Annotated in this window: 1 protein-coding gene; it reads left to right on the top strand. The window is 64.0% G+C overall.

Translation table 11 applies throughout. From position 1 onward, the window contains the following. A partial coding sequence (locus tag PG900_RS22985) for a contractile injection system protein, VgrG/Pvc8 family (RefSeq protein ID WP_270832378.1) occupies positions 1-503 on the top strand: 503 nt, incomplete at both ends.

Raw genomic sequence — 503 nt, 5'->3', positions numbered from 1 at the left:
GAAGCGGGCAAGCACCGCATCGTATTTGCCGATGACGCTGCCGCCCTGACCGCCGGCCCCGAGCTCTTCTTTAACCTCGGCAACCGTTCCCTCGAGCAAGGCCCCTATGTACGGCAGTTCCACTACTGGGAGGCGGTGCGCCCGTCGGATGTGGAGCTCAAAGACTACAGCTTCAAGACCCCGGCTTATGGCCTCTCCCACAAAAAGCAGGGCGCAGAGCTCGAGCATCAACGGGATACCTACCAGCACTTCGATTTCCCGGGCCGCTACAAGCTGGACCCGAGCGGCAAGGCGTTTGCCCAGCACCGGCTCGATGCGCTGCGCAACGACGCGGTGGCGGGCAGCGGCAAATCCAACAGCGCGGCCTTGCTGCCGGGTCAGACGTTTTCACTTACCGAACACCCCAACGGCAGCCTCAACACCGACTGGCAAATCGTGCGTATCCAGCACACCGGCTTGCAGCCGCAGGCGCTGGAAGAGGAGGGGGGCAGCGGCCCCACCGT

Source organism: Aeromonas sp. QDB03, assembly GCF_027707985.1.
GTDB lineage: Bacteria > Pseudomonadota > Gammaproteobacteria > Enterobacterales > Aeromonadaceae > Aeromonas > Aeromonas hydrophila.
This window is presented reverse-complemented; position numbering and strand designations above follow the sequence as displayed.